This window comes from Xenorhabdus sp. PB62.4 (assembly GCF_014467285.1).
Taxonomy (GTDB): Bacteria; Pseudomonadota; Gammaproteobacteria; order Enterobacterales; family Enterobacteriaceae; genus Xenorhabdus.
This window is the reverse complement of sequence record NZ_NKHR01000007.1, coordinates 57,421-82,266: the sequence shown is the minus strand read 5'-3', so window position 1 is coordinate 82,266 and position 24,846 is coordinate 57,421. Positions and strand designations below refer to the sequence as shown.

20 protein-coding genes are annotated in these 24,846 nt (G+C 44.8%); 12 read left to right on the top strand and 8 right to left on the bottom strand.

Going from position 1 to position 24,846, the window contains the following annotated elements; translation table 11 throughout:
- The first annotated feature begins 104 nt into the window (after positions 1-104).
- Entirely contained in the window at positions 105-1,181 is a 1,077-nt protein-coding gene (locus Xenpb_RS08595; RefSeq protein ID WP_187653946.1) for a saccharopine dehydrogenase family protein, read from the top strand.
- A 134-nt stretch (positions 1,182-1,315) separates the two neighbouring features.
- Here the strand turns inward: Xenpb_RS08595 and Xenpb_RS08590 are convergent, their stop codons facing one another.
- The gene (locus Xenpb_RS08590) at positions 1,316-1,894 is read right to left on the bottom strand and encodes a TetR/AcrR family transcriptional regulator (RefSeq protein WP_187653945.1); all 579 of its coding nucleotides are present in this window, start codon (positions 1,892-1,894) and stop codon (positions 1,316-1,318) included.
- A 136-nt stretch (positions 1,895-2,030) separates the two neighbouring features.
- On the bottom strand, positions 2,031-2,876 hold the full coding sequence (gene fdhD / locus Xenpb_RS08585; RefSeq protein WP_187653944.1) for a formate dehydrogenase accessory sulfurtransferase FdhD: 846 nt from the start codon (positions 2,874-2,876) through the stop codon (positions 2,031-2,033).
- A 258-nt stretch (positions 2,877-3,134) separates the two neighbouring features.
- Here fdhD and fdnG point away from each other — a divergent pair, with 258 nt between their 5' ends.
- From fdnG to fdoI, 3 genes are read left to right on the top strand one after another with little or no spacing between them, the layout of a single operon-like run.
- Complete coding sequence (fdnG, locus tag Xenpb_RS08580; RefSeq protein WP_187653943.1) at positions 3,135-6,182, top strand: formate dehydrogenase-N subunit alpha; 3,048 nt, start codon at positions 3,135-3,137, stop codon at positions 6,180-6,182.
- A 12-nt stretch (positions 6,183-6,194) separates the two neighbouring features.
- Positions 6,195-7,112 (top strand): formate dehydrogenase subunit beta, encoded by a 918-nt coding sequence (fdxH, locus tag Xenpb_RS08575; protein ID WP_187653942.1) that lies wholly within the window; start codon positions 6,195-6,197, stop codon positions 7,110-7,112.
- Positions 7,109-7,750 carry a formate dehydrogenase cytochrome b556 subunit gene (gene fdoI, locus Xenpb_RS08570; RefSeq protein ID WP_187653941.1) on the top strand — a complete coding sequence of 214 codons (642 nt, stop codon included), beginning with the start codon at positions 7,109-7,111 and terminating at the stop codon, positions 7,748-7,750. Before fdxH ends, fdoI begins: the two co-directional genes overlap by 4 nt.
- 83 nt (positions 7,751-7,833) lie before the next feature.
- Here the strand turns inward: fdoI and Xenpb_RS08565 are convergent, their stop codons facing one another.
- Entirely contained in the window at positions 7,834-8,115 is a 282-nt protein-coding gene (locus Xenpb_RS08565) for a helix-turn-helix transcriptional regulator (RefSeq protein WP_187653940.1), read from the bottom strand.
- Entirely contained in the window at positions 8,112-8,426 is a 315-nt protein-coding gene (locus Xenpb_RS08560; protein WP_187653939.1) for a type II toxin-antitoxin system RelE/ParE family toxin, read from the bottom strand. Before Xenpb_RS08560 ends, Xenpb_RS08565 begins: the two co-directional genes overlap by 4 nt.
- 284 nt (positions 8,427-8,710) lie before the next feature.
- Between Xenpb_RS08560 and Xenpb_RS08555 the strand changes: the two genes are divergently transcribed.
- Positions 8,711-8,914, top strand: coding sequence for a type II toxin-antitoxin system RelB/DinJ family antitoxin (locus Xenpb_RS08555; protein ID WP_187653938.1), 204 nt, complete (start codon positions 8,711-8,713; stop codon positions 8,912-8,914).
- 193 nt (positions 8,915-9,107) lie between these two features.
- Here Xenpb_RS08555 and Xenpb_RS08550 read toward each other — a convergent pair whose 3' ends face one another.
- Entirely contained in the window at positions 9,108-11,183 is a 2,076-nt protein-coding gene (locus tag Xenpb_RS08550; protein ID WP_255523086.1) for a plasmid pRiA4b ORF-3 family protein, read from the bottom strand.
- A 219-nt stretch (positions 11,184-11,402) separates the two neighbouring features.
- Between Xenpb_RS08550 and fdhE the strand changes: the two genes are divergently transcribed.
- From fdhE to Xenpb_RS08530, 4 genes are all read left to right on the top strand, one after another.
- The gene (gene fdhE, locus Xenpb_RS08545; protein WP_187653937.1) at positions 11,403-12,335 is read left to right on the top strand and encodes a formate dehydrogenase accessory protein FdhE; all 933 of its coding nucleotides are present in this window, start codon (positions 11,403-11,405) and stop codon (positions 12,333-12,335) included.
- A gap of 55 nt (positions 12,336-12,390) precedes the next feature.
- Positions 12,391-13,782, top strand: a complete 1,392-nt coding sequence (gene selA, locus Xenpb_RS08540) for an L-seryl-tRNA(Sec) selenium transferase (protein WP_187653936.1) — start codon at positions 12,391-12,393, stop codon at positions 13,780-13,782.
- A gap of 42 nt (positions 13,783-13,824) precedes the next feature.
- On the top strand, positions 13,825-15,738 hold the full coding sequence (selB, locus tag Xenpb_RS08535; RefSeq protein WP_187653999.1) for a selenocysteine-specific translation elongation factor: 1,914 nt from the start codon (positions 13,825-13,827) through the stop codon (positions 15,736-15,738).
- 168 nt (positions 15,739-15,906) lie between these two features.
- Positions 15,907-17,556 carry an LTA synthase family protein gene (locus tag Xenpb_RS08530; protein ID WP_187653935.1) on the top strand — a complete coding sequence of 550 codons (1,650 nt, stop codon included), beginning with the start codon at positions 15,907-15,909 and terminating at the stop codon, positions 17,554-17,556.
- Between the two features lie 84 nt (positions 17,557-17,640).
- On the opposite strand, the gene Xenpb_RS08525 is transcribed toward Xenpb_RS08530, so the two are convergent.
- Both Xenpb_RS08525 and Xenpb_RS08520 read right to left on the bottom strand, forming a co-directional pair.
- A complete protein-coding gene (locus Xenpb_RS08525) occupies positions 17,641-18,399 on the bottom strand; it encodes a hypothetical protein (protein ID WP_187653934.1) in 759 nt (252 codons plus the stop codon).
- 387 nt (positions 18,400-18,786) lie between these two features.
- Positions 18,787-19,554 carry a GntR family transcriptional regulator gene (locus Xenpb_RS08520; RefSeq protein WP_099113036.1) on the bottom strand — a complete coding sequence of 256 codons (768 nt, stop codon included), beginning with the start codon at positions 19,552-19,554 and terminating at the stop codon, positions 18,787-18,789.
- Between the two features lie 613 nt (positions 19,555-20,167).
- Between Xenpb_RS08520 and Xenpb_RS08515 the strand changes: the two genes are divergently transcribed.
- The gene (locus Xenpb_RS08515; protein ID WP_187653933.1) at positions 20,168-21,568 is read left to right on the top strand and encodes a cytosine permease; all 1,401 of its coding nucleotides are present in this window, start codon (positions 20,168-20,170) and stop codon (positions 21,566-21,568) included.
- Positions 21,565-22,488: a PfkB family carbohydrate kinase gene (locus Xenpb_RS08510; protein ID WP_187653932.1), complete on the top strand. Its 924-nt coding sequence runs from the start codon at positions 21,565-21,567 to the stop codon at positions 22,486-22,488. The genes Xenpb_RS08515 and Xenpb_RS08510 overlap by 4 nt, the downstream gene beginning before the upstream one ends.
- A 39-nt stretch (positions 22,489-22,527) precedes the next feature.
- Here the strand turns inward: Xenpb_RS08510 and Xenpb_RS08505 are convergent, their stop codons facing one another.
- Entirely contained in the window at positions 22,528-23,208 is a 681-nt protein-coding gene (locus Xenpb_RS08505; protein WP_187653931.1) for a metalloregulator ArsR/SmtB family transcription factor, read from the bottom strand.
- 94 nt (positions 23,209-23,302) lie between these two features.
- Here Xenpb_RS08505 and Xenpb_RS08500 point away from each other — a divergent pair, with 94 nt between their 5' ends.
- Positions 23,303-24,715, top strand: a complete 1,413-nt coding sequence (locus Xenpb_RS08500; protein WP_187653930.1) for an MFS transporter — start codon at positions 23,303-23,305, stop codon at positions 24,713-24,715.
- Positions 24,716-24,846 lie beyond the last annotated feature (131 nt).

Sequence of the window (24,846 nt, the reverse complement as noted above, 5' to 3'; positions counted from 1 at the left end):
ATTTGGGTTATTTTATTTTAATATCATAACATTGCGATTATTGTTGAAATTTATCTAAAGATCCTCAAAAATAGGTCATGTGACCTATTTTTGAGGATTAGTAAATGAAGAACATATCTGTATTGCTGGTTGGTGGTTATGGTGTGGTTGGTCAGCAAGTCGCACAAATTCTCAATCAATATTGCCCTGATTTAGAATTAATTATTGCTGGCAGGAGCATAAGTAAGGCAAAAGAACTATCGCAAACTTTGCAGAATTCACAGGCTTTGGCGTTTGATATTGAAAAACCAGCTTTACCAGAAGATCTAAAGATAGATATCGTCTTAGCACTCGTTAATGATCCACAAGATAAATTATTAGTTTTTGCACATCAGAATCATATTGCGTATATAGACATAACTCGTTGGACTGAACGCTTGCAAACCGCATTAAGTAAAGCGGTCATCATGCAGAATAAAAAACCAAGTTCCATGATTTTTTCATCATCGTGGATGGCGAGTATTGTCGCGACGCTCATTAATGATATCAGTAAATCATTTTCGAGTATTGATAGTATCGATATGAGTGTTTTATATGCGTTGAATGATAAAGCCGGCCCGAATTCAGTTGATTATATGGATAGGCTAACAGTACCATTTACTGTCAAACAGAATGGACAATACCAAAAAATTCTCCCTTTTTCTGACGAAAGAACAGTTTTATTTAGTGATAATAGCCAGCATAAAGTTTTTCGGATAGATATGCCTGAGCAATTTATTTTACCTTTAATTATGAATGTGAAAACGGTCGCGACCAGAATTGGTTTTGATGAGCCTAAAAGTAATCAGCTTCTCGCATTTTTAGTCAGAAAAGGTATTTGGAAATTGTGCTCGACACGCCTTCGTAGAAAGGTTTTATATAATCCTGGTAAAGGCCACCAACATCAAATTCGTACTGATATACGAGGTGTGGATGAAAAAGGCAATAGTAAGTATCTATATCTACAAATCAATGCACCCAAAGGGCAAACGCACTTAACCTCACTAGGAGCAGCAGCATTAGTGATGCAGTTGGCTGAACATATACAGAATAATATGCCAGATATTTTAAAAACCGGTGAAATGTTCTTGGATGCTGAAAAACTGAAAGTGTTGTTAAAATCGGAAGGGATTAATTTTAGTGTAAATAGTGAAGAGCCATAGATTCAGAAGGTTACAAAGCGACAGAAAAAGTCTAAATTTTTCCCATAGGTATCAGATTTCCGCTATGCAGAAATTTGATACCATTTATTTTATTATCATAAAATAATCTGGGTATGCTATCTGGGAAGGTGAGATTATTCTGATTCTATAATGGCAATGATAGTAGAGCGTAAACGCTTACTTATATCAAAATCAAAAGTCGATTTATTTTGGCTGGAATATAAGATGGATAAGCCTTCAAATAAAGAGACTAACATTAGCGCTTTTTCTTTCTTGATATTCTCCGGTGTATTTGAACAGTAATTATCTAGAAGAGTAATTATCTGCTCAATGTAATGTTGATAAAACTTGGCTAAAGTTTTATGTAAACTTTTTGAACGACGACTTGCCAGCAACGCTTCTAACGCCAATGTGCATAAAGAGATATCTTGTAAATTAGTCAAAATGATATCAATCAGGACATCAAACTTGTTAAGTTCAGGAGCAGCAAGCTGCAATCTTGTTGTTGTATCCAAAATAATTTGATTAAACAAGGCCTCCAATAAAGATTCTAAATTAGGGAAGTAGTACTGTAAATTTCCTAGCGTTATTCCATAATGGTTAGCAAGTGCTCTCATACTAAAAGAACGGCTGCCTTCTTGAATGAGAAGATTGACAGCACTATGCAAAATAGCATCTTGTTTTTCTTTAAATTTATCTTTTGGCGTTTTCATTCTGCAATATCATGTAGTTACGATAAGAGAGCCTATTTTACAGAATATTATTAAATCATTATATAACCGATGGTTCTCAAATGGCATGGTGGTAATAAGGGGAAAATCGACAGGAACGGATGTTTCCCTGCCTTGATTAACCCATTATTCTCTGTGGATGGGTATACACCGTTGCTCGTCCCGGTTTGCAAAACCCGATCAATGTCAGGTTGCATTTTTGCGCGACTTCAATAGCGAGTGAGGTTGCAGCAGAAACGGCAAACAAAATTTCCACGCCACAATTGGCGGCTTTTTGCACCATTTCATAACTGGCGCGGCTGGAAACCAACACCACACCTTGTTGCCAGCCCGTTTTTGCCCGCATTCCCAGCAACTTATCCAGTGCAACATGGCGACCAACATCCTCACAACCGCCAAGCAATTTCCCCTCAGCATCAAACCAGCCCGCGGCATGAGTACAGCCGGTGAGAGCACCGATTTCCTGAACATGGGGTAATTGGGCAAGTGCCATATCAAGATAAGAGAGTGAAAAGGTTTGGGTGAAAGGCAGGGGAGGAATGGGCCGAAAGATTTCTGTCAGTTGTTCGGTGCCGCAGATACCACAGCCTGTTCTGCCTGCCATACTGCGTCGGCGCTCCTTTAATCCGGCAAAACGGCGATTGGAGAGTTCGATATGCAGTTCAATGCCGCCGTGACAACTGATGACAGAATCGATATCCCGAATTTCCTGCGGAGAAGTAATGATCCCTTCTGATAATGAAAAACCGATGGCAAAATGGTCAAGATCTTTCGGGCTGGCCATCATCACGACATGAGAAATACCGTTATAGACCAATGCGACGGGGACTTCCTCAGCGACCCAATCCAATTTCGGATGACTCAGGTGGTTGCTTTGTTTCGCGTTTCTTTGTTGAACATTAATGCGAAAAGCGCCGCAAGTGCCTTCTATGGTTAACTCATTTTCTGACCTTGCATCATCCATTAGTGAATTCCCCGCTAGATTAATTCATGATACTGTTTGTGTGGATTTATCAGGTAAAAAGTCCGATCACACAATGGACAATGTTTATAACAGACGGTATCCAAAATCAAAAAAAACATCCACCAAGTTATTATTCAGGTGATGTTTTGTTATTCAATGCAGTCTGGTTACTCAATAATATATTGATAAAAAGCGAGCATCCTCACGGGATCCCCGTGATGAGGTGTGTTAATGAGCAATGTGAGTGAGGAGATCCCCATGCAAGTCAGCAGAAGGCAGTTCTTTAAGATCTGCGCTGGCGGTATGGCGGGTACGACGGCAGCCGCGTTGGGGTTTGCCCCGACCGCCGCGATGGCACAAACACGTAACTACAAATTGCTGCGTGCGCGTGAAACCCGAAATACCTGCACATACTGTTCTGTCGGCTGTGGATTATTGATGTACAGCCTGGGTGATGGCGCCAAAAATGCCAAATCCACTATTTTTCATATCGAAGGGGACCCGGATCATCCTGTAAACCGTGGTGCCTTGTGTCCTAAAGGGGCTGGATTGGTTGATTTTATCCACAGCAAAAATCGCCTGCACTATCCGGAATATCGCGCCCCCGGCTCTAATCAATGGCAACGCATAAGCTGGAATGAAGCCTTCGATCGTATTGCGAGATTGATGAAACAAGATCGCGATGCCAATTTCATCAAAACCAACCAAGATGGCGTTACGGTTAACCGTTGGCTGACAACGGGCATGTTGTGTGCTTCCGCAGCCAGTAACGAAACGGGTTTTTTATCGCAAAAATTTAGTCGCGCTCTCGGCATGCTTGCCGTAGACAACCAGGCGCGTGTCTGACACGGACCAACGGTAGCAAGTCTTGCTCCAACATTTGGTCGCGGTGCGATGACCAACCACTGGGTGGATATTAAGAACGCGAACCTGATCGTCGTGATGGGCGGGAATGCCGCTGAGGCACATCCTGTGGGTTTCCGTTGGGCGATGGAAGCCAAAATTCATAACAATGCGAAACTGATTGTTATCGATCCACGTTTTACCCGTACAGCATCTGTGGCGGATTTTTACACGCCTATTCGTTCCGGTACGGATATTGCCTTCCTATCAGGTGTGATTTTATACCTGATGACCAATGAAAAGATTAATCGTGAATATGTCGAGGCTTACACCAATGCCAGCCTGATTGTGCGAGAGGATTTTTCGTTCGATGATGGTTTGTTCAGCGGCTATGATGCGGAAAATCGCAGGTATGACAAAACGACATGGAATTACGAACTGGATGAGAATGGTTTTGCCAAACGTGACAAAACCCTGTCCCATCCCCGTTGTGTCTGGAATTTGCTGAAATCTCACGTCAGCCGTTATACGCCGGATGTTGTGACTGATATTTGTGGCACGCCGAAGGAAGATTTTCTTAGGGTGTGTGAATATCTGGCAGAAACCAGTGCGAAAGACAAAACCACTTCTTTCCTGTACGCACTGGGCTGGACGCAACACTCCATTGGCGCACAGAACATTCGTACCATGGCTATGATCCAATTGTTGCTCGGCAATATGGGAATGGCGGGCGGCGGTATTAATGCGCTGCGTGGTCACTCCAATATTCAGGGCCTGACGGATTTGGGGCTGCTGTCGCAGAGCCTGCCGGGTTATCTCTCCCTGCCGTCGGAGAAACAGGCCGACCTGCAAACTTATTTGCAGGCCAGTACCCCAAAATCCACTGTTCCGGGACAGGTCAATTATTGGGGAAATTATCCGAAGTTCTTTGTCAGTCTGATGAAGAGTTTTTATGGCGATAATGCCCGTAAAGAGAATGACTGGGGCTTTGATCTGCTGCCGAAGTGGGATAAGCCTTACGATGTCCTGCAATATTTCGAAATGATGTCGAAAGGGGAAGTGAACGGTTATATCTGTCAGGGATTCAACCCCATCGCATCATTCCCGAACAAGAACAAAGTGGTTGCCGCGTTGTCGAAACTGAAGTTTTTGATCACGGTTGATCCGCTCAGTACTGAAACGTCTTCATTCTGGCAAAATCATGGTGAATTTAACGATGTTGATCCTTCTGCCATTCAGACCGAAGTGTTCCGCCTGCCATGCTGCTGTTTTGCCGAAGAGAATGGCTCAATAGTCAATTCAGCCCGCTGGCTGCAATGGCACTGGAAAGGGGCGGATGCACCGGGTGAAGCTATTGGGGATGGTGAAATTCTGTCAGGTATCTTCAAGCGCCTGCGTGATTTGTACCGCGAAGAAGGTGGCGCGGCACCAGAGCAAGTCTTAAGTATGACATGGGATTATCTCGATCCTGACAATCCAACCCCAGAAGAAGTGGCGCAGGAAAATAACGGCCGTGCTCTGGTTGATTTGCTGGATGACAACGGCAATGTGCTGGTGAAAAAAGGTCAGCAATTGTCATCGTTCGCGCAATTGCGTGACGACGGTACAACCGCCAGTGGTTGCTGGATATTCGCCGGAAGCTGGACACCGGAAGGCAACCAGATGGCCCGCCGTGATAACGCAGATCCGTCCGGCATCGGTAATACACTGGGGTGGGCATGGGCGTGGCCTCTGAATCGTCGCATCCTGTATAACCGTGCATCAGCCGATCCACAGGGCAAGCCGTGGGACCCGAAACGTCAATTGATTGCCTGGAATGGTGATAAATGGGCGGGTGCAGATATCCCGGACTACAGCAACGCGGCTCCCGGTACGGATGTTGGGCCGTTTATCATGCAGCCCGAAGGCATGGGACGTTTGTTTGCCATCGACAAAATGGCTGAAGGCCCCTTCCCTGAACATTATGAGCCGTTCGAAACGCCGTTGGGAACTAACCCGCTGCATCCGAATGTGGTTTCCAATCCGGCTGCCCGCGTATTCAAGAGTGATTTTGAAGCGATGGGTAAGGCCGATAAATTCCCTTATGTAGGAACCACTTATCGATTGACCGAACATTTCCACTTCTGGACAAAACATGCGTTGCTAAACGCTATTGCCCAGCCAGAGCAGTTTGTGGAAATTGGTGAACGGTTGGCGGCAGAGAAAGGTATCAAGCAGGGTGATACTGTCAGAGTCAGCTCCAAACGTGGTTATATCAAAGCCAAGGCGGTGGTGACAAAGCGTATTCGTACCTTGAATGTTCATGGTCGTGAAGTAGATACCATAGGTATCCCGATTCACTGGGGTTTTGAAGGCGCGGCGAAGAAAGGTTTCCTTGCGAATACCCTGACGCCGTTTGTCGGTGATGCCAATACGCAGACACCGGAATTCAAGGCATTTCTGGTTTATGTGGAAAAGGTGTAGGGGAGAAAAATCATGTCATTGCAATCTCAGGACATTATTCGCCGCTCTGCCACCAATTCACTGACTCCCGCACCTCATGTGCGGGAGCACCAGCAGGAAGTGGCAAAGTTGATCGACGTGACGACCTGCATCGGCTGTAAAGCGTGTCAGGTGGCGTGTTCAGAATGGAACGACATTCGTGATGAAGTTGGGCACAACGTCGGTGTTTATGATAATCCGGCCGATCTGACGGCGAAGTCATGGACAGTGATGCGATTTTCCGAAGTGGAGGAGAATGGCAGACTGGAGTGGTTGATCCGTAAAGATGGCTGTATGCACTGTGCTGATCCGGGTTGTCTGAAAGCCTGTCCGGCAGAAGGGGCGATTATTCAGTATGCCAATGGTATTGTTGATTTTCAGTCAGAGCACTGCATTGGCTGCGGCTATTGCATTGCGGGTTGTCCTTTCGATGTACCGCGCATCAACAGAGAGGATAATCGCGCCTACAAATGTACCCTGTGTGTTGACCGTGTTGGTGTGGGGCAGGAGCCTGCCTGTGTGAAGACCTGTCCGACCGGCGCGATTCATTTCGGCAGTAAGCAGGATATGAAAGCGCTGGCAGCGGAGAGGGTTGAGGAGCTTAAGGGACGCGGTTATGAAAATGCCGGGTTGTACGATCCCAAAGGTGTGGGAGGAACACATGTGATGTATGTTCTGCACCATGCCAATAAACCTCAGCTTTACCATGGCCTGCCGGATAACCCGACCATCAGCCCGACGGTCACATTCTGGAAAGGTGTCTGGAAGCCATTGGCGGCAATCGGTTTTGCCGCGACCTTTGCTGCTTCCATTTTCCATTACGTCGGCATTGGCCCGAACCGTGTCTCTACAGAAGAGGAAGAGAGCGCACTCAAGGATGTTGATTCCAGCGATCAGGAGGTGAAGAAATGAAAAAGCGTAACGATATCATTATTCGTCATTCTCCGGTTGAGCGAGTCAATCATTGGGCGGTGGTAATCTGCTTTTTATTCACCGCTATCAGTGGATTGGGATTTTTCTTCCCTTCCCTGAACTGGATGATGAATATCTTTGGTACACCACAGCTATCACGGATACTGCATCCGTTTGCGGGTTCGATCATGTTCTTCCTGTTTATCTTTATGTTTTTCAGGTACTTCAAACATAACCTGATTGACAGGGATGACATTGAATGGGCAAAGAATGTTCATAAAGTGCTGCGTAATGAAGAAGCGGGGGATATCGGGCAGTATAACCTCGGTCAGAAAGGCATTTACTGGTCGGTAAGTATTTGTCTGTTTTTATTGTTGGTCAGCGGCATTATTATCTGGCGTCCTTATTTTGCCGAATATTTCTCGATTCCATTGATCAGAATTGCCTTGCTGGTGCACTCACTGTCAGCGATCGGCCTGATTCTGACCATTATTGTCCACGCTTATGCGGCGTTTTGGGTGAAAGGCTCAGTACGGGCAATGGTGGAAGGCTGGGTCACACGTGGCTGGGCGAAAAAACATCATCCCCGCTGGTATCGTGAGATAGTGAAACAAGAACAACAGAAGGAAAAAGAGTAAATTTGAGGCAGGGTATTTTGTGTACCCTGCTTTTTTCTTACATATTGAAAATGAAGTGAGACCGGGGCCCCACTCATTTCTTATCAATAACTCACTTTAATATCGATATTGGCACCGCAGGCTCTGGCATAGCGGGAGAGCGTTTTCATGCTGGCCCCCATTGGGTTACCTTCAAGCCTCGTAATGGCAGATGGAGAAACTCCCAATCTATTAGCCAATTCTGATTTAGACAACCCAGCATGTTCACGCATTTGGTATAGTAGCTCAATAATACCTAATTCTTTGTCTGCATCGTTGTATGCTTGGATGGCCTCTGGTGTATTTAACATCTCTGCTTTCAATTGGTCAAATTCAATACCTTTCATTCGGTAAGCTCCTTCAGCCGTTTTCTGGCGATTTCTATCGCACCAGTAGGGGTTCTTTGCGTTTTTTTCACAAATGCATGCAGTAGGTAAATTTTCTGGCCTATTTCAAATGCATATAGCGTTCTGGTAATGTTTTTATCTCCTATTCTCAATTCAAACAGACCACCACCAATAACTCTGCTATGTGGCATTTTTAGCTGATTACCGTTCGTTCGTAGACGCTCTATTAATTTGAACATCCGACCTCGTAGTTCGTCCGGTAACTGTTTTAATTCTAACAGTGCGTCTGGGTGAGTTATCACATTGAACATTTTAGCTCCTCCTGACGAAAAAATATACCTAAAAGGAAAAATTAACTCAATAAGAAAATTTCTCTAAAAAGAGAAAGATATTAACTTTAGGTTATTAGCATAATTGTAATGAAAATAGGCAATTAATATTGAACATGTCTCCCTATCGTGCAGGAAAATCAAATTGATAAAATTTATTTTGTGGCTGCAAAATGGGCTAATTGATTATTATTTGAATCGTTTATGGAAGCTTGATATGGTTCTGTTGTAATAGCCAGAATACCTTCGATTCTAAAGAAGCGGCTATGTCAAATGCCAAGGCGTTAGGGCTGGATTTGTCTACTGTGATTTGTATGATTGTTAATCGGTTAGTGGTTGAAGGGCAATTATCTGACAGTTTTTTCCAACCAAATAGCGAAACATTACAAGCCATTCGTGAGCTGGAAAATGGTAAAGATGTTCACCATGTAAACACAATTGATGAGTTAAAACGCGACTTGGGCTGGTAAATAGTGTTGACGATCATCGTTTACTAAAGACGGTTTGGAAAGGGTGCTAAGAAATATGCCAACAATAAGAAAGCGCAAGAGATTATTCTAGAGACTTTTGCGCTTTTACAGACCTGTCAGACATTACCGCCAAAATATAAAGAGCACCAAGCTGATTTATTCAAGTAGCCGATGCTCCATAAATAAGGAAAAATTATTCACTGAATAATTTTTTGAGCCTCTGATTAGCCTGCTCCTTATCAAAAGGCTCAGGCTCTTCACTTGGAGATAATCCCGCCCAATCCAATTGCTCTGCTTCGTCTTCAGTCAGGACTTTCTTTTTCCTCAACTTGAGTAAATGGTTCCAACTAAAAATACCGCCAGAATCTTCAGCCGGACACATGCCCTTACCTGCCGTAACTACAGGCAGAGTAATATCTTTTTGCAGTACTTTCTCGACTATCGCCAAATGGAACCAATCATCGCCAAAGTCATATTGGTAGCTGAGATAATCGCCGATATCACTCAGAAATACTCCGATACGTACTTGGTCATAATGCTCTTCTGAGATTTCTATTCCCATAATATCAAAGCGGAACAGGTGGGCATTCTCCCATCCCATGGCATTTTGTATCACATCATGAAATTCACTTAGTGTGAGTTGGTTGCTGACTTGAATCCGGCGCCATACCGCAGGGCTTGCATCAAGTAAGCTGACTTTGATGACTAATCCTTGTAGTGGCATCTCAGCATCGATAAGGTCCATCGCGGTGGTAAAGTACTCAAAACTGAACTCTGATAAGGTATCAAATAGTGCAAATTTTTTGCGACTCAAAGTGGGATCGCTGAGTGTATAGGCCAAGTCTAAATAATCATTCGTCAGACGTTGCGCTTGTGGCGGCAGTTTATACTGTTCGACTGCGGCCGAGTAAGTCAGGCGTTCAGTAAACAGCTCCCGGTTTGCATAGTAATAGTGCTTCAATAAATCCTTAGGTGTTTTCGCTTCCAATATATATTCTTCTGGTGCCAGCCAACTCATAATTAATGGTGAATACCCCGTCATAAGGTTGAGGCGATTTCGTTCCTGACGCTGCCGATTGGCTTGATAGCCCAGTTTTTGGCTCCAGTATTCAAAATCAAACGCTTCTGGTTGTGTCCACTCGAAAGGGAGTTGCGATAACCAATAAAGTGAGTAGAGGTCGAGTGGGGTGTTTTTGTCTGACTGTACTGAAAGGATCCACGGTAAGACTTGTTGCAGCCAGTCTGGAGAAACCGGTGTAAAGTCTACATGGGGGTCTAATTGTGCGATCAGCTCAGTGAGGGATTGTTCAGGATCAAGATGCAGTAAGGTCTCCCGAATGCCCGATTTGAAATCCAGCATCATGTTTAACTGAGATACCTGATTACCCAGTGTCACTTTTGCCATCATACTGGCGCAATCATTGCCATCAACATGGGAGGCGTATAATTCATGTATTTCTGCTGCTTTCCGGGCCTTATTGTGTGCCAGTGCGCGTTTTTTCCAGCGCTTAAAACAGTGTTTAATAGAGGGATGGCGATTGAATCGTGCACACAGGTTTAAAAGTTGCAAGTAGGATAAATTTGTCCATGCCGAGGAAGGGCAATTATCCAACGCTTCCGCACAGGCAAGGGCAACGGGTTCTTCAAAGTACTGAGTCAGTAAAAGTAGAGCATCTATGCCCCATGGATGGTGAGCCACTTCCGACAGTAAATGAGGTAAGGTTTCAGCAGGGACTACAGAAAAGCCGGTTTCGAAAAACTCAATGAATTCAATGCCAGATTGGATCTCAAATTGATCAAATAGTTGGCTTAATCTGGGCTGTTTCTGGGGAAAAGTTGCGATATTGGTGTCATCTGCATATTTTGGAACATCCAGCAAATGAGTGATGTCAGTGTCGATGTGAAACTGGTGTCTCTTCAATATTGATAAACAAAGCAGCACACATTCACTGTTGATCTCGTCGTTTTCTTTGGTATAAGCCAGAATGTATTCAATAGCCTCTTCAAATTGTTGCTTGGCTTCTGCTGGTAACTTATTCGTCGTTAACGCAAGTTCCGCGATGGCAACCTCAACCCAACTGCTAATGCTGTCCCCCATCTCAGTCATTGTTTCCTTAGGCAGGGTTAATACCAGACTTATCAGCAGGAATACGTTTTCTGGATTGGTAAACCAATCTATCTGCTTTTGGGTTAAATTTCTCTGTTTCTCAGGCAATTGGGCATATTTTTCTATTGCCGCCCGTAATTTTTTAGGTGTTAGTTTCATCATCAATCTCTTCAATTATCGATAGGCCAACCCAGAAGAGTGTTAATGATTATGCAGATAAATCCACCCTTCCCCCCTTTTTATAGCACTGATAGTCTAACCTGAATTGTTACGGTGATGTCAGTAAACTTGCATGGTAATACCCGTTGTTTGGTAAGGTGATGTTTGACAAGGTAAGATGGTTGGATACTTACGTATAAACATAATGGGAAGGTGAAGGTAATGAGTATTCGCATTGTTCCTAAAGAGCAGTTAGGCAAAGAGCGCGTAAGTGAAAGAGGTGCTGGTTTTATTCCTCCCTTGCTGTTTGCCAATCTGAAAAATCTGTATCAACGTCGTGCCGAACGTCTGAGAACGTTGGCGACAGAAAACAATCCATTTTCAAACTATCTGAATTTTGTTGCTGAAATCGTGCAGGCGCAGCAAAAAGCCCTGTATGACAATCCGCTGAATGTGGAGTTGGGTGAAATTATCGATCATTCCCGACAAGAGAGTGGCATCCCGTTAGATTGTAAAATCCTGCCCCGTACTCAGCACTGGCAAAATATCCTGTATTCCCTGATAGCAGAATTGTTGCCCACCGTGCCAGAACATGTAAAACCTGCCATTGAAAATCTGGCAAAAAACTCAGAACAAGAGCTGGAAGAGATGGCAAGTGCACTGCTTAATAGAGAATTCAGCAAAGTCGGTGCCGATCAGGCCGTGTTTGTCTGGGCGGCATTGTCTGTTTATTGGGCTCAAATGGCCAGTCTGATCCCCGGCAAAGCGCGGGCGGAATATGGTGAACACCGACAGTTTTGTCCGGTTTGCGGCAGTATGCCCGTTGTCAGTATTGTGCAAATCGGCTCCAGCCAAGGCTTGCGCTACTTGCATTGCCATTTGTGTGAAAGTGAGTGGCATGTTGTGCGAGTCAAATGCAGCAATTGTGAGCAGACTCGTGATCTGAATTATTGGTCATTGGATAGTGAGCAAGCGGCAGTCAAGGCGGAAAGTTGTGGTGATTGCGGCAGTTATCTGAAAATTCTTTATCAGGAAAAAGATCCTAATGTGGATGCCGTGGCGGATGATCTGGCATCACTGATTTTGGATGCCAAAATGGAAGAGGAAGGTTTCGCCCGTAGCAGCCTGAACCCTTTTCTATTTCCCAATGAATAAATGTTCCCAATGAATAAATGGTGATAGATGAGAATAAGTGGTGAGGAATGAAACGATGACACAAGCAATAAACTCACTGTACCGTCAATTACCCTCTATTGATCGATTGCTGCGGGAGCCAGAAATTATCTCGTTGACAGCGCATCATGGGCAGACGCGAGTGGTAGATATATTGCGGGAAATGCAGGCGCAGGCGCGGTTCAATATTCGGGAACATCAAACCCTGCCGGAATGGAGTGATAATTGGGCCGCACCATTACGCCAAAGATTGGGACAGGATCAGATGTCAGCGTTGAAACCCGTGCTTAACTTGAGTGGCACGGTGCTTCACACTAATTTGGGGCGGGCATTGCTGGCAGAGCCGGCGATTGATGCGGTGACACAGGTGATGCGTTTGCCGGTTACGTTGGAATATTCCCTTGATGGTGCGGCTCGTGGGCATCGTGATCGCGCGCTGGCTGATCTACTGTGTACCCTGACGGGAGCAGAAGATGCCTGTATCGTCAACAATAACGCTGCTGCGGTTTTGCTGGTATTGGCGACTGTGGCGCAGGGAAAAGAGGTTGTCGTTTCCCGTGGTGAGCTGGTGGAAATTGGCGGTGCCTTTCGTGTTCCCGATGTGATGGTGCAAGCGGGTTGTCGTTTGGTCGAAGTGGGGACGACTAACCGAACGCACTTGAAAGATTACCAGCAGGCAATCAACCCCGAAACGGGTTTATTGATGAAAGTGCATACCAGCAATTACAGCATCGAAGGTTTTACTGCCGAAGTATCGGGTGAAGAACTGGCGAAGTTGGGTATCGCATCTCAAATCCCGACTGCCATCGATCTCGGTAGTGGTTCCATGACAGACATGGCGCAATATGGCTTGCCTGCGGAACCGATGCCACAGGATTATCTGAGCCACGGCATCGATCTTGTCACTTTCTCCGGTGATAAATTGTTGGGTGGCCCGCAAGCCGGAATAATTGTCGGTAAGAAACCGTGGATTGAAGCCATTCAACGCCATCCCCTGAAACGTGCATTGCGGGCGGATAAAATGACACTGGCTGCATTGGAAGCCACATTGCGTCTTTATCAACATCCTGAACAGCTTCGTCAAACGTTACCGACACTGCGTTTACTGACTCGTCCGCAAGATGAAATCCATGACATGGCGCAACAGTTACTGCCCAACATTCAGGCATATTACAGCGACAAATTCATTGTTCGCGATGAACCTTGCTATTCCCAGATTGGCAGCGGTTCCTTACCTGTGGATCGCTTACCCAGTTGGGCGCTGACTTTTACTGCGATTGATGGGCGTGGCAGTACATTGGAGAAATTGGCTCATCAATGGCGTAATTTGAACAAGCCCGTGATTGGGCGTCTGTATGATGGGCGGTTATGGCTGGATTTGCGTTGCCTTGAAGATGGGAATACGTTATTTCAGGCGTTATTTTCATAAAAACCCCTCAGAATCGTTGTTATAGATATAGGCTCGATGACTATGATTTTTGCCACAGCGGGACATGTTGATCACGGTAAAACGACCCTGATTCACGCAATCACAGGAGTTGATACGACCCATTTACCGGAAGAGAAAAAACGGGGCATGACTATCGATCTCGGTTATGCCTATTGGCCGCAGCCAGATGGCTCTTCGGTAGGTTTTGTCGATGTACCGGGGCATGAAAAATTCCTGTCTAACATGCTGGCGGGAATGGGGGGGATTGATCATGTTCTGTTGGTTGTCGCCTGTGATGATGGAGTGATGGCACAAACTCAGGAGCATCTGGCGATCCTGCGTTTAATCGGGCGGCCTGATATCACGGTTGTACTGACCAAAGCCGATAGTGTCGAACAGGCAAGGATTGAGGAAGTCCGGCAGCAGGTGAGACAGTTATTGGCATCTCAAGGCTGGCAATCAGCGCCTCTGTTTGTGACGGCGGCAACAACGTGTGATGGCATTGCCCCGCTGAGAGAACACTTACTGTCTGTCCATCAAAATCGCCATTCTTCCCTTCTTCAAAACCCGCAGCAGGAAACATTGAATCAACGTTTTCGGTTGGCAATCGATCGGGCCTTTACGGTTAAAGGCGCGGGATTGGTGGTCACAGGAACGGCTTTGGCGGGGCGTATCCATGTCGGTGATACGTTGTGGCTGACGGGTTGTGACCAAGCTGTCCGGGTTCGTGGCTTACATGCCCAGAATCAACCTGCTCAGGTTGCGCAGGCAGGCCAGCGTATTGCTTTGAATATTGCCGGTGATATCAGCAAAGAGCACATTTCCCGTGGTGATTGGCTATTAGCGCAAAAGCCGTTTTCTCAAAAAATCCGGGCCTCGCAAAATTCAATGTCCGCGTCTGAAAAAGTGCTGGTGGAAATTGAAACGGATGTACCACTGCAAAATTGGCAATCTCTCCATATCCATCATGCCGCCAGCCATATTACCGGGCGAATTTCATTGCTGAACTCGCTGGCTGATACGCCGATATTGGCTGAATTGGTGTTGGATCGCCCTTTGTGGTTAGTTGAAAATGATCGCCTGATATTGCGTGATATCAGTGCCAAAAAAACGTTGGCAGGTGCAAGGGTCATTAACCTGAATTCTCCGCGCAGGGGGAAACGCCAGCCTGCATTCCTGAATTGGCTATCACAATTGGCACGGGCTGTCAGTCATGCAGAGCATCTCATGCTGCATTTACCGAATGGTGCACTGTCTCTCAGCCATTTTGCCTGGGCGCGTCAGTTGACAAGAAACCAGATCAATAGCCTATTGGCAGAAGTAAAGCTCGTTATTGCGGATGATTGGGCATTATCGCAGCAGAATGCGGCGTTAGCGGAGCAAAAGTTATTGCAGGTTTTGGCGGAATATCACGAGAAACACCCCGATCAACTGGGCTTGGGTAAAGCCCGCCTGAAACGGATGGCGCTGCCAACATTGGATGAAACGCTGGTTTATACCTTGATCAATCGCTTACTTGAGCAGAAAGCGCTAAAGCAAACGCATGGCGGGCTGCATTTGCCTGAACATGGGTTGGCGTTTACCACAGAACAGGCAAATTTGTGGTCAAAAGCAGAATCGCATTTCAAGGAGGAAGCGTGGTGGATACGCGATTTGGCAACTGAAATGGGGGAAGATGAAGAAACCATACGCCGCCTTTTGCGTACTGCCGCACAATTGGGGCTTATTATCGCTATCGTACCTGATCGTTATTATCACCGCCGGTATATACAGCAATTTGCTGATTTGATCCGTCAATATGATCAGGCTAATGGAGGCATTACCGCGATAGATTTTCGCAATGAGTTAGGTATCGGCCGGAAATTAGCGATCCAAATTCTGGAGTACTTTGACCGTACAGGTTTTACCCGCAGGAAGGCAAACTTGCACGTTTTACGGGATGGGGACGTTTTCTAGCTGCTTGTCATAAAATATCTATTTTACAAAATGGCTGTTGAACTCCTTTGAATCCACGCTGTCTTCATTGAGCGAATTTGCTGCATTTTATTTACGGCATATTTGAAAACCTATGCTATTTTCAGCGAGTGATGTCAAACTGAACTCATATGTGGAATTCAATAGAGTATGAAGAAAAAGATAATCTCGAAGATTTATCTTGGATTGCTGCTGATTGCTTCCTTGATATTGGTGTTTGAAAAGGGCGGAGATATTTATCCTGCACTGGTGTCTGTCGGCGTGTTTAGCGTCATCTTTGGCCTGGTTTTCTTAGTTTCAGCGCGTTGGTTATTTTCGGCGGTGTTAACGGGAACCTTATTTATTATCCTCAAATTCCTCAATCAGCTAAAAGTCCACTACTACAAAGAACAACTGATGTTTTCCGATTTGAATGTCATGCTGGACCCCGCAAATCAGGAAACTTTGCGTCATTATTGGCTGGCCGGTATTGCGGTAGTGGCGATGGTTATTTGGTTGATATTCAATATGATACTGAGCTGGAAAACGGTTTCTCCTGTACGAAGTATCAAATGGCGCTTCGCCAGTATCGTTTTGATGGCCGCCAGTGTTTGGGGTATCAATTTAACGGTCAAAGCCTACTACGCTCAATGGCAGAATGAATTGCCGAAAGGGCGGGGAACGATGACCAATATGGTGATGTCGGCCATGGATGCAGAATATCAGCCACCGCAGTTTGGCACATCTGCTGATTATTTCTTGCGACAGGCGAAAAAAGTGACTCTGCCTGAACCTCAATCAGCCGTGAAACCCGATGTGGTTGTTTTACTGCAAGAATCCACCGTTAATCCCCATCTTTACCAATTACCCGCTAATGTTAGCTTGCCAGATTTGTATATGTTCCAGCGCGATGCGGGTGTCAGCGCCCAAGGTCCGCTAAGGGTACAAACTTTTGGTGGTGGAACATGGTTATCTGAATTCTCTGTTTTAACGGGATTGAATACGGATGATTTCGGCTCACGCAAAAATGCCGTGTTTTACTTTGTTGTCGATCATCTGCAAAACAGTTTATTCCGTGCGATGAAAGACAATGGTTATTACACCGTTGTGCTGACGCCATTTAATAAATCTGCTTATCATGCCGGGCACGCTTACAAGACATTAGGCGTTGACCGGGTGATCCAGCCACAAGAGTTAGGCTATCCCGCCAGCATGGGTGAAAACCTATGGACGATTTCGACACAGGATATGTTGTCTTATGTGAAAACTATTTTGGCTAAGGAAACCGATAAGCCAATTTTTATCTTCTCTCTGACAATGTTTGAACATGGCCCTTATGATGAGAACCATCATGATGACTATGGTTTGACTGGCAGTGTTGAACATTCAACAGCAGTAGGCAAATTCAGTCATTACATGGAAAAAATTATCGCCTCCGATCCGGCCATCAAGGATTTCAGTGAATTTGTTGCCAAGCGCGATAAGCCCACGGTTTTCCTCTATTTTGGCGATCATCAACCGAACATCCATTTTGATCATTATCACTCTTCACTACCTGATCCCGCGCATATTACCCAATTTACCTTACGGGATAATTTAAAACAGGGAACTTCAATCACGACGGGTAAACTGACGGATATTTCTTTCCTGGGCGGAATCATACTGGAGCGTGCCCGCTTGGTTGCGCCGCCATTTTATCAGGCCAATATGACCATGCGTCATTTGTGTGATGGTGCTTTGAATGATTGTCAGGACAACGCGTTGGTAGAGAGTTATAAGCACTATATTTACCAGCAGTTGCATGCGGCAGGTAAGGAATAACCACGTTTTTACTTTCTTCCTGTAGTTGCTTTCTCGCTATACTATTCCTTCTGTCAGCGATTCAGACTGGCAGAAGGAATATGTTTATAGATATATGGCGACGATATGGGCGCTGGTTGTAAATCCAGATAGTTTTTGTGGCGGAATGATTTCTGCCCTGCACCCCATTAACTCAGCAAGATGCTTAATATCCTCATAAGAGTGGATTATTTCTCGGGACTCATATAAATGAGTTTCACCATTAATAATCACTTTTACCGTCATTATGGCTTCCCAGGTAGTGTCGCTCCATTCAGGCGGAGTGATTGGCCAATAGCTTTCCACCTTGCCCAGCTCAGTGTCACTGATAACACGTGTTTCTTCATGTTTTTCGATAATGTCAATGAATGTGCTTGGTTTATGTATCTGAATGAAAAGTATGCCATTTTTATGGGAGTGACGTTGGCACCATTTTAATAACCATTGAATGGATTCTTTTGTAAAGTAACCAACAGAATATCTGAGCAAAGTGAAAATATTAAATTTCAAATCAGGAGGAATAATCGTCTCATCAGAAGGTAAGCTCGAAACAAAGTAGTTTTCTTCGCGTTGTAGACCTTTTGCGACGGAATAGGATTTCATCCCTTCAGAACCATCAAGTGAATAAGCTTTACACCCCAATTGATTAAACGTCAGTGAATGTCTTGCTGGTCCGGCGAGTAATTCTAATGTGGTTATTTCATGAGGATCGCAGGGAGATGAGAGATCAAGAAGGGAGCGGCATTCTGCCAGAAATTCTCTTTGGGTTGAAAATGCATCGTATAACTCAGGATGTTTTGAATATAATTGGCTAATATCGTTCATAAATAATCCCTTGAGTAAAAGGTGATATGGCCCTTATCGTTTCTTGCACTGCTTTGTTTGCTATTTTTATTTCTCCCTAATGATTTGAAATCGATGGGTTATCGAGATGTTTTTGATTTTAATATGTTGTTTTTATTAGTTATTTTTCTTGTGTTGGCCGATTTCTATTAGGGATTTTCTATTATAAACACTAAAGTAATATTTTTATGATTTAATAGTATGCTGTTCCTTTTTTATTCGATAAAGGTTATTTTTTAACAAAAAAGTAATATTTTTAATGATAAGAATATAAGTTAGGTTAAAAAAATGATGTATAGCAGAGGGATTGAATATCCCCAAAAAACAGGGGAAATAACCTTGATGAACGACAATATATATTAATGATTTTTATGGTTTATAATTGATGTCAATATTCTGAGGAGAATTGAAATCCAACCCATAAATATCACCACGACACAAAATTTCACTGAATTCAATGACATCATTTTGGCTATTCAGGCTGATTTGGTGAATTTGCAGCAATGGTGAGTTTTCGGCGATATTGAGCAATATGGCAAGCTCTGCATGGCAGGCAATGGCCTTGATTTTATGATGCACGTTGGTGAGGTGAATATTTTGTTGTTCCCAATGAGCATACAGGGAACCTTCCAATAATTCTGGGTGAGGCAGATAGGCTTGGGGAATGTAGGTATTCTCAAGGGAAACCGGAGTGCCGTTAGCAAGGCGGATGCGGCGCAGTTTGGCAATGTACTCGCCCGTGTTAATCGATAATTTTTTCGCTATATCTTCCGGCGCGGGGATAATCTTTCTTGATAACCAATAATTGGATACCGTTCCTCCCTCTTTAATGATTTGGGAAGTAAAGCCAACCGCCTGATTAAGAGAAGAATTCCCCGGTTTTGCAACCTGAGTGCCAATTCCTTGCTGGCGTATGATCACCCCTTTTTCTTCCAGAAGCTGCATCGCCTTACTGACAGTGACTCGGGATATATTGAGCCGTTCTGCTAATCGGCGCTCGGGGGGTAAAAACTCATCTACAGCCAATAATTGTTTTTCAATCGCCATTTCGATGGCTTTTTGCAATTGTATATAACGAGGGCTATTGCTTTTCTTTTCAAGTTGTTCGTGTATCCAGTCAACAAAGTGATTCAGCATATTTTTAACCCCGGTTATTTGATGGCGTAAGTGTACATTAGCCTGTACAGCAAGGTATAGAGTGTATTGGAATTAGATTGGCATCACATAATGACAAAATTGGACTTTCATTGGCCTTCATGGCCCGATAAAGTATAAGTCTTGCTTATATAAGAAGTCGGGAGTTTTTCTGAAACTACCCGACCTATTTGCAAGAAATGTATATCCAGTATGTTTTGAGTTACATCCCGCAAAGCTGTAGCTCGAAAGCCGATGGGTATATAGGAACGTTATGTGTTCTTCAATCTCAGGGCCGATGTCATACATCGGCCCTAGGGGGGCGTGGTGGAAGGTGTCCTGCTGCCATGTTGTGTATGAAGAGACAGAGATTTGATTAGCGCTTTCTGTTGGTTAAGCAAATCGAAACGTTGCGCTCTGGTCATGGCGTCATTTTTTTGTGGTACTCCGGTCATGCGTGTAAATGTTTGCGCCAACCTAGGGAAAGAGAACCATTGAAGCCATGCCCGGAGCCATTTTTCAGGACGATATCCGGTATCTTCATATTCCCTGCTGAGATAATGGTATAAGTTGGTAACGTCAACTCAGATAGGGTTTTTCAGTGATGGAAAACATAATGAGTACACAGCAAGATAGTTATCGGTTTTGGAAGGTAGAACGCACAGGTATAAATATTGTTCCTCCTTCAGAACGTACAGGTACACCTCTGGATCTGTTTTGGGTCTGGTCAGCCGCCAATATTGGCATTCTCGGCATTGTTTACGGTGCCATCATTGTTTCCTTTAAGCTCTCTTTCCTGCAATCCGTACTCGCGGCGCTGCTTGGTCTCTCCAGCTTTGCACTGGTTGGTTACCTCAGTTTCAGCGGTAAAGTGGGAAGAACCACAACCCTCACCCTTTCCCGCACTATTTTTGGTATTAAGGGAAATATTGCCCCGACGGTGATCTTCTGGTTCATCTCCATGGGGTGGGAATCCATTAATATCGTCACCGGCACTTTGACACTTTCCGCTTTATTTCAGGCCTGCGGGCTTCCCGAAAGTACATTTTTGACGGTGGTCAGCATGGTCTTATTTGCTGGTCTGTCAATTGGTGTCACTTTGCTGGGAAAAGAGATGGTCATTGCTTTACAGCGGTGGGTTATCCAGATTTTTGGTGTAATGACACTGGTTGTGGTGTTCTATATTTTGTTTACAACAAAATGGGAAGCGGTATTAACCATGCCATCGGGCAGTTGGTTAACTGGGTTCCTGCCAGCCGTTTCTGTTGTTGCTGCCGGTAGTGGCATTGCATGGGCTGCAACGAGCGCTGATTATAGTCGCTATCAGCATGAAAACGCCTCCAAAGTAAAAATTTTCACAGCGGTAACTGCGGGCGGAATGATCCCTCTGGTACTGCTATTGTTTGCGGGGATTTTGCTTTCCGTCCAATTACCTGACCTGCCCAAATCCGAGAATCCTATTGCTCACATTGGTTCTATTTTGCCGGATTGGATGCTGATCCCTTACTTAATGACGGCAATCGCAGGCATAGTCATCATGGCCGTGATGAGCCTCTATTCTGCCAGCTTGAATTTGTTGACATTGGGGATAAAAGTTAAGCGGGTTCATGCGGTTGCTATTGATTCCATGATTGTGCTGAGTGTCGCGATTTATACCCTTTTTGTTACTGGTGACTTTATGGGGCCATTTATCGCATTTCTGATATTCTGCGGCGTGTTTTTAGTCTCATGGGAAGCGATATTCCTGCTTGATTATATTGTTATCAGTCGTAATCAGGGGTATTGCACGGACAAATTGTTTAATTACATTGGCCCGAATGGCGGCATTAAATGGATCCCCATATTTTGCTGGCTACTAGGGGCGTTAGCTGGTTTTCTGGTGACGCAAAATGATTTCATCAGTGGCCCGTGGGCAGTGGGGATTTTCGCGAATTCCAGCCTTGGTCTATTCTTGTCATTTTTCGTCAGTTTTATCTGTTATGGCCTGTATTTAATGCTGAGTAGGTATAAAAAATGAAGGAGTCTTTACTGCCTGTTGTGGTGGTGGGATCAGCGACAGGGGATATTGTTCTCAGATTGCCTGAATTACCCCATGATAGTGAATATTGGGAAGCTGAAGAAATTGATCGGCAAGTTGGTGGTTGTGCATTCAATGTTGCGCGTGCATTGTGTCGCCTTCAATCCCCGGTGATTAATGGCATATTTGTTGGTAATGGCATCTGGGGGGAATGTGTTACCGCAGAAATGGAAAAACTTGGGCTAAAGGTAACATTACGCCATCCAACAAAAGACAATAGTTGGTGTTTTGCCATGATGAAACCTGATGGTAAACGTACTTATGTCTCTGTTCCCGGTTGTGACGATAATTGGAATAGAGAAATATTGGAGACTATCCCGCTCCCGGAACAGGGATATGTCTATACCAGCGGCTATGAATTGGCAAACCCAACAGCGGATGAATTGCGTGAATGGTTGCTGGCTTCACCTACTGAGCTGACTTTGGTACTGGATTTTGGCCCTCGCCTGATTGATATCGATCCTGAATTTATTCAGGCACTGCCCGCAGACAGAACAATCCTCAGTTTGAATAAAGATGAAATTGCTTTGCTGTGTGGTGTTGGGGATCCAATGATACAGGCCAGCCGCTATGCCAATGAACATGGCTTCACGATTATTGCGCGTATAGGTGCAGAGGGGGCATGGATATGCCAGCCAGATCGTGATCCTGAATACGTGCCTGCTTACAAGGTCAAAGTTGAGGATAGGATTGGCGCCGGTGATGCACATTGTGGTGGTATGCTGGCGGGATTGTCTCAGGGAATGCCATTACGGGATGCGGTCGATCTGGGAAACCGGGTTGCTGCCGTCGTTGTCAGTCGTCCGGGTGCCAATGGAGCGCCAGCTAAGAGCGAACTGGCAGATTTTATCTTCGGCTGAATCATCTGAAAAATTAAGCAACAAAAAACCTACTCAATATCATTTGGGTAGGTTTTTTTGGACTAGGTTAATGGGGGTGATAAGATAAGCGCAGCGTCGGTCACCACTGAGAATATATTCGGTTCTTTCCACATTGGCTTGCAGAATTTCCCGGAATAGCTTCAGCTCAGCCCGACAAAACCCCTGACATGTTTTGGCAGCCGCACAGATGGGGCAATGATTTTCAAAAAACAGAATAGCGCCATTTTCTTCGACAGAATAATGAGCCATATAACCTTCTTGGCAGCGTATGGCTACCAGACGCTCAACTTTTTCCTGCAACCCTGCCACCTCTTCCATCGCCTTTTTATAGTTGGAAAAAGCCTCTTTTTCGCGGGCACTGATCACTAAATCAATGGCTTTTTCGCCCAATTGACTGCGGATAATCGTAATCAGATGAGCTGTAAGCTCTGCATGGGTATCGGGAAATCGGGCATGGCCTTTCTCAGTAAGATGCCAAAGTTGAACAGGACGCCCAACCCCCCTTGCCTCGGATTTTGCTTCAACCAGTCCTTCTTTAGCCAGTTTCACAAATTGTTGCCGGGCGGCTTCTCCAGTTGTTCCCAATATCTTGCCGGCATCAGAGGCTTGTAAGGCACCTTGAGTTTTAAGCAGCATTAATAACTTTTCACTCACAGTTTGCCCCTCAATTGTTTTATTTTCCAAGTCAGAGGTTGACATATTGTTGATCCCGACATTAATTTATTCCAAGATTTATCTTGTTTAATTTAACGTAAGATTTTTCACAACTCAACCTGTGTTCAGGATAACAATCATGATAATGACTGAGGAAAGCCGCTGGAGGGATCTGTTTTCCAGCAAAAATGCGCCTAGTGCCATGGCACTTTCACTGGGTGTAGGGTTAATGGCAACCAATACTTTAATCGCGATTACTATTTTGCCTTCTGTCGTCAAAGATATTGGCGGATTGAACCTTTATGCCTGGAATACGACATTATTTGTTGTGGCATCAATTATTGGTTCTGTTCTTTCTGCGAGATTACTGAGTGCATCAGGCGCAAGAAATGCTTATTTGGTTGCGAGTTTGGTTTTTTTCACCGGCAGTTTATTCTGCACTTTAGCACCCACAATGGAAATTATGCTGGTTGGCAGAACCATTCAGGGATTAGGGGGCGGATTTTTATTTGCACTTTCCTACTTGATGGTTAATCTGGTGTTTGAACAATCACTCTGGCCCCGGGCTATGGCATTGATTTCAGGGGTGTGGGGCGTAGCAACTTTAATCGGGCCGGCTGTGGGTGGCATTTTCGCTGAAATGAACGTGTGGCGTTATGCGTTTGGCATTATGTTACCCATTACCTTACTGTATGCCTTGTTCACTTATCAGATTTTGCCCAAAAAACGGGTACAGGATACAACCAAAACGGCATTGCCGATTGTGCAGCTTATTCTGTTATCCGCTTCCGTACTCGCTGTTTCCTCAGGAAGTTTGTCACAAGATGTGCGTATCAATATTATCGGCATAGTGACGGCAGTGGTATTGGTATCTTTATTGATTGCCTATGAACGCAGAACTTCAGCGAGATTATTGCCCGAAAATGCGTTGAGTCTGCGCTCTCCTCACTTGATCTTATTCTCCACCTTATCACTCTTGGTGATAGGTTTGGCGGGTGATGTTTTCGTTCCCTATTTTTTGCAGGTACTGCATGGGCAATCGCCTTTGGTGTCTGGTTATATGGTTGCGACCGCAGCATTGGGTTGGACGCTAGGGGAAATGCTCAGCGCTAGCTGGCATGGTGCGAGAATGCGTTTTTCGATTGTGAGTGGCCCTGTCTTCATGTTGATTGGCATGTTTCTGTTACTTGTGATGTTGCCCTATCAATCAACAGGTGAGTGGCAAGTAATATTACCGATCATTTTGGGATTGGGGTTGTTTGGTTTTGGCGTCGGTTTTGGTTGGCCTCATCTTTTAACCCGTATTTTGCAAGTTTCCAGTGACGCTGATAAAAACATTGCGGGTTCATCCATTACTACCGTTCAGCTATTTGCCACCGCATTCGGTTCCGCACTGGCTGGGATGGTCACCAATATATTTGGATTTTATCAGCCCGGTGGCGTGGAGGGCGCGGCTTCTTCTTCCCATTGGCTATTTCTACTCTTCTCTATCGCACCAGTATTGGCATTATTGACCGCATATAAATCAGCAAAAATTAAAGTGGGAGAATAAATTTATTATCAACGGCATTATCGAAAAAATAATGCCGTTTTTTCATGATGTGCAGTGGGAGATATTCATATAATAGTGATGATTGATTCCATAAATAAGAGCTAAGGATATTTGATGTTAGTTATTTCCCC

What these genes read in the sequence shown, in the direction of transcription:
- Xenpb_RS08515 (WP_187653933.1), top strand. Translation starts at nt 20,168, where the DNA reads ATGAGTACACAGCAAGATAGTTATCGGTTTTGGAAGGTAGAACGCACA.
- fdhE (WP_187653937.1), top strand. Translation starts at nt 11,403, where the DNA reads ATGAGTATTCGCATTGTTCCTAAAGAGCAGTTAGGCAAAGAGCGCGTA.
- Xenpb_RS08510 (WP_187653932.1), top strand. Translation starts at nt 21,565, where the DNA reads ATGAAGGAGTCTTTACTGCCTGTTGTGGTGGTGGGATCAGCGACAGGG.
- selA (WP_187653936.1), top strand. Translation starts at nt 12,391, where the DNA reads ATGACACAAGCAATAAACTCACTGTACCGTCAATTACCCTCTATTGAT.
- selB (WP_187653999.1), top strand. Translation starts at nt 13,825, where the DNA reads ATGATTTTTGCCACAGCGGGACATGTTGATCACGGTAAAACGACCCTG.
- Xenpb_RS08560 (WP_187653939.1), bottom strand. Translation starts at nt 8,426, where the DNA reads ATGTTCAATGTGATAACTCACCCAGACGCACTGTTAGAATTAAAACAG.
- Xenpb_RS08520 (WP_099113036.1), bottom strand. Translation starts at nt 19,554, where the DNA reads ATGCTGAATCACTTTGTTGACTGGATACACGAACAACTTGAAAAGAAA.
- Xenpb_RS08590 (WP_187653945.1), bottom strand. Translation starts at nt 1,894, where the DNA reads ATGAAAACGCCAAAAGATAAATTTAAAGAAAAACAAGATGCTATTTTG.
- fdoI (WP_187653941.1), top strand. Translation starts at nt 7,109, where the DNA reads ATGAAAAAGCGTAACGATATCATTATTCGTCATTCTCCGGTTGAGCGA.
- Xenpb_RS08595 (WP_187653946.1), top strand. Translation starts at nt 105, where the DNA reads ATGAAGAACATATCTGTATTGCTGGTTGGTGGTTATGGTGTGGTTGGT.
- Xenpb_RS08500 (WP_187653930.1), top strand. Translation starts at nt 23,303, where the DNA reads ATGATAATGACTGAGGAAAGCCGCTGGAGGGATCTGTTTTCCAGCAAA.
- Xenpb_RS08505 (WP_187653931.1), bottom strand. Translation starts at nt 23,208, where the DNA reads ATGTCAACCTCTGACTTGGAAAATAAAACAATTGAGGGGCAAACTGTG.
- Xenpb_RS08550 (WP_255523086.1), bottom strand. Translation starts at nt 11,183, where the DNA reads ATGATGAAACTAACACCTAAAAAATTACGGGCGGCAATAGAAAAATAT.
- Xenpb_RS08555 (WP_187653938.1), top strand. Translation starts at nt 8,711, where the DNA reads ATGTCAAATGCCAAGGCGTTAGGGCTGGATTTGTCTACTGTGATTTGT.
- fdhD (WP_187653944.1), bottom strand. Translation starts at nt 2,876, where the DNA reads ATGGATGATGCAAGGTCAGAAAATGAGTTAACCATAGAAGGCACTTGC.
- Xenpb_RS08525 (WP_187653934.1), bottom strand. Translation starts at nt 18,399, where the DNA reads ATGAACGATATTAGCCAATTATATTCAAAACATCCTGAGTTATACGAT.
- Xenpb_RS08565 (WP_187653940.1), bottom strand. Translation starts at nt 8,115, where the DNA reads ATGAAAGGTATTGAATTTGACCAATTGAAAGCAGAGATGTTAAATACA.
- fdxH (WP_187653942.1), top strand. Translation starts at nt 6,195, where the DNA reads ATGTCATTGCAATCTCAGGACATTATTCGCCGCTCTGCCACCAATTCA.
- Xenpb_RS08530 (WP_187653935.1), top strand. Translation starts at nt 15,907, where the DNA reads ATGAAGAAAAAGATAATCTCGAAGATTTATCTTGGATTGCTGCTGATT.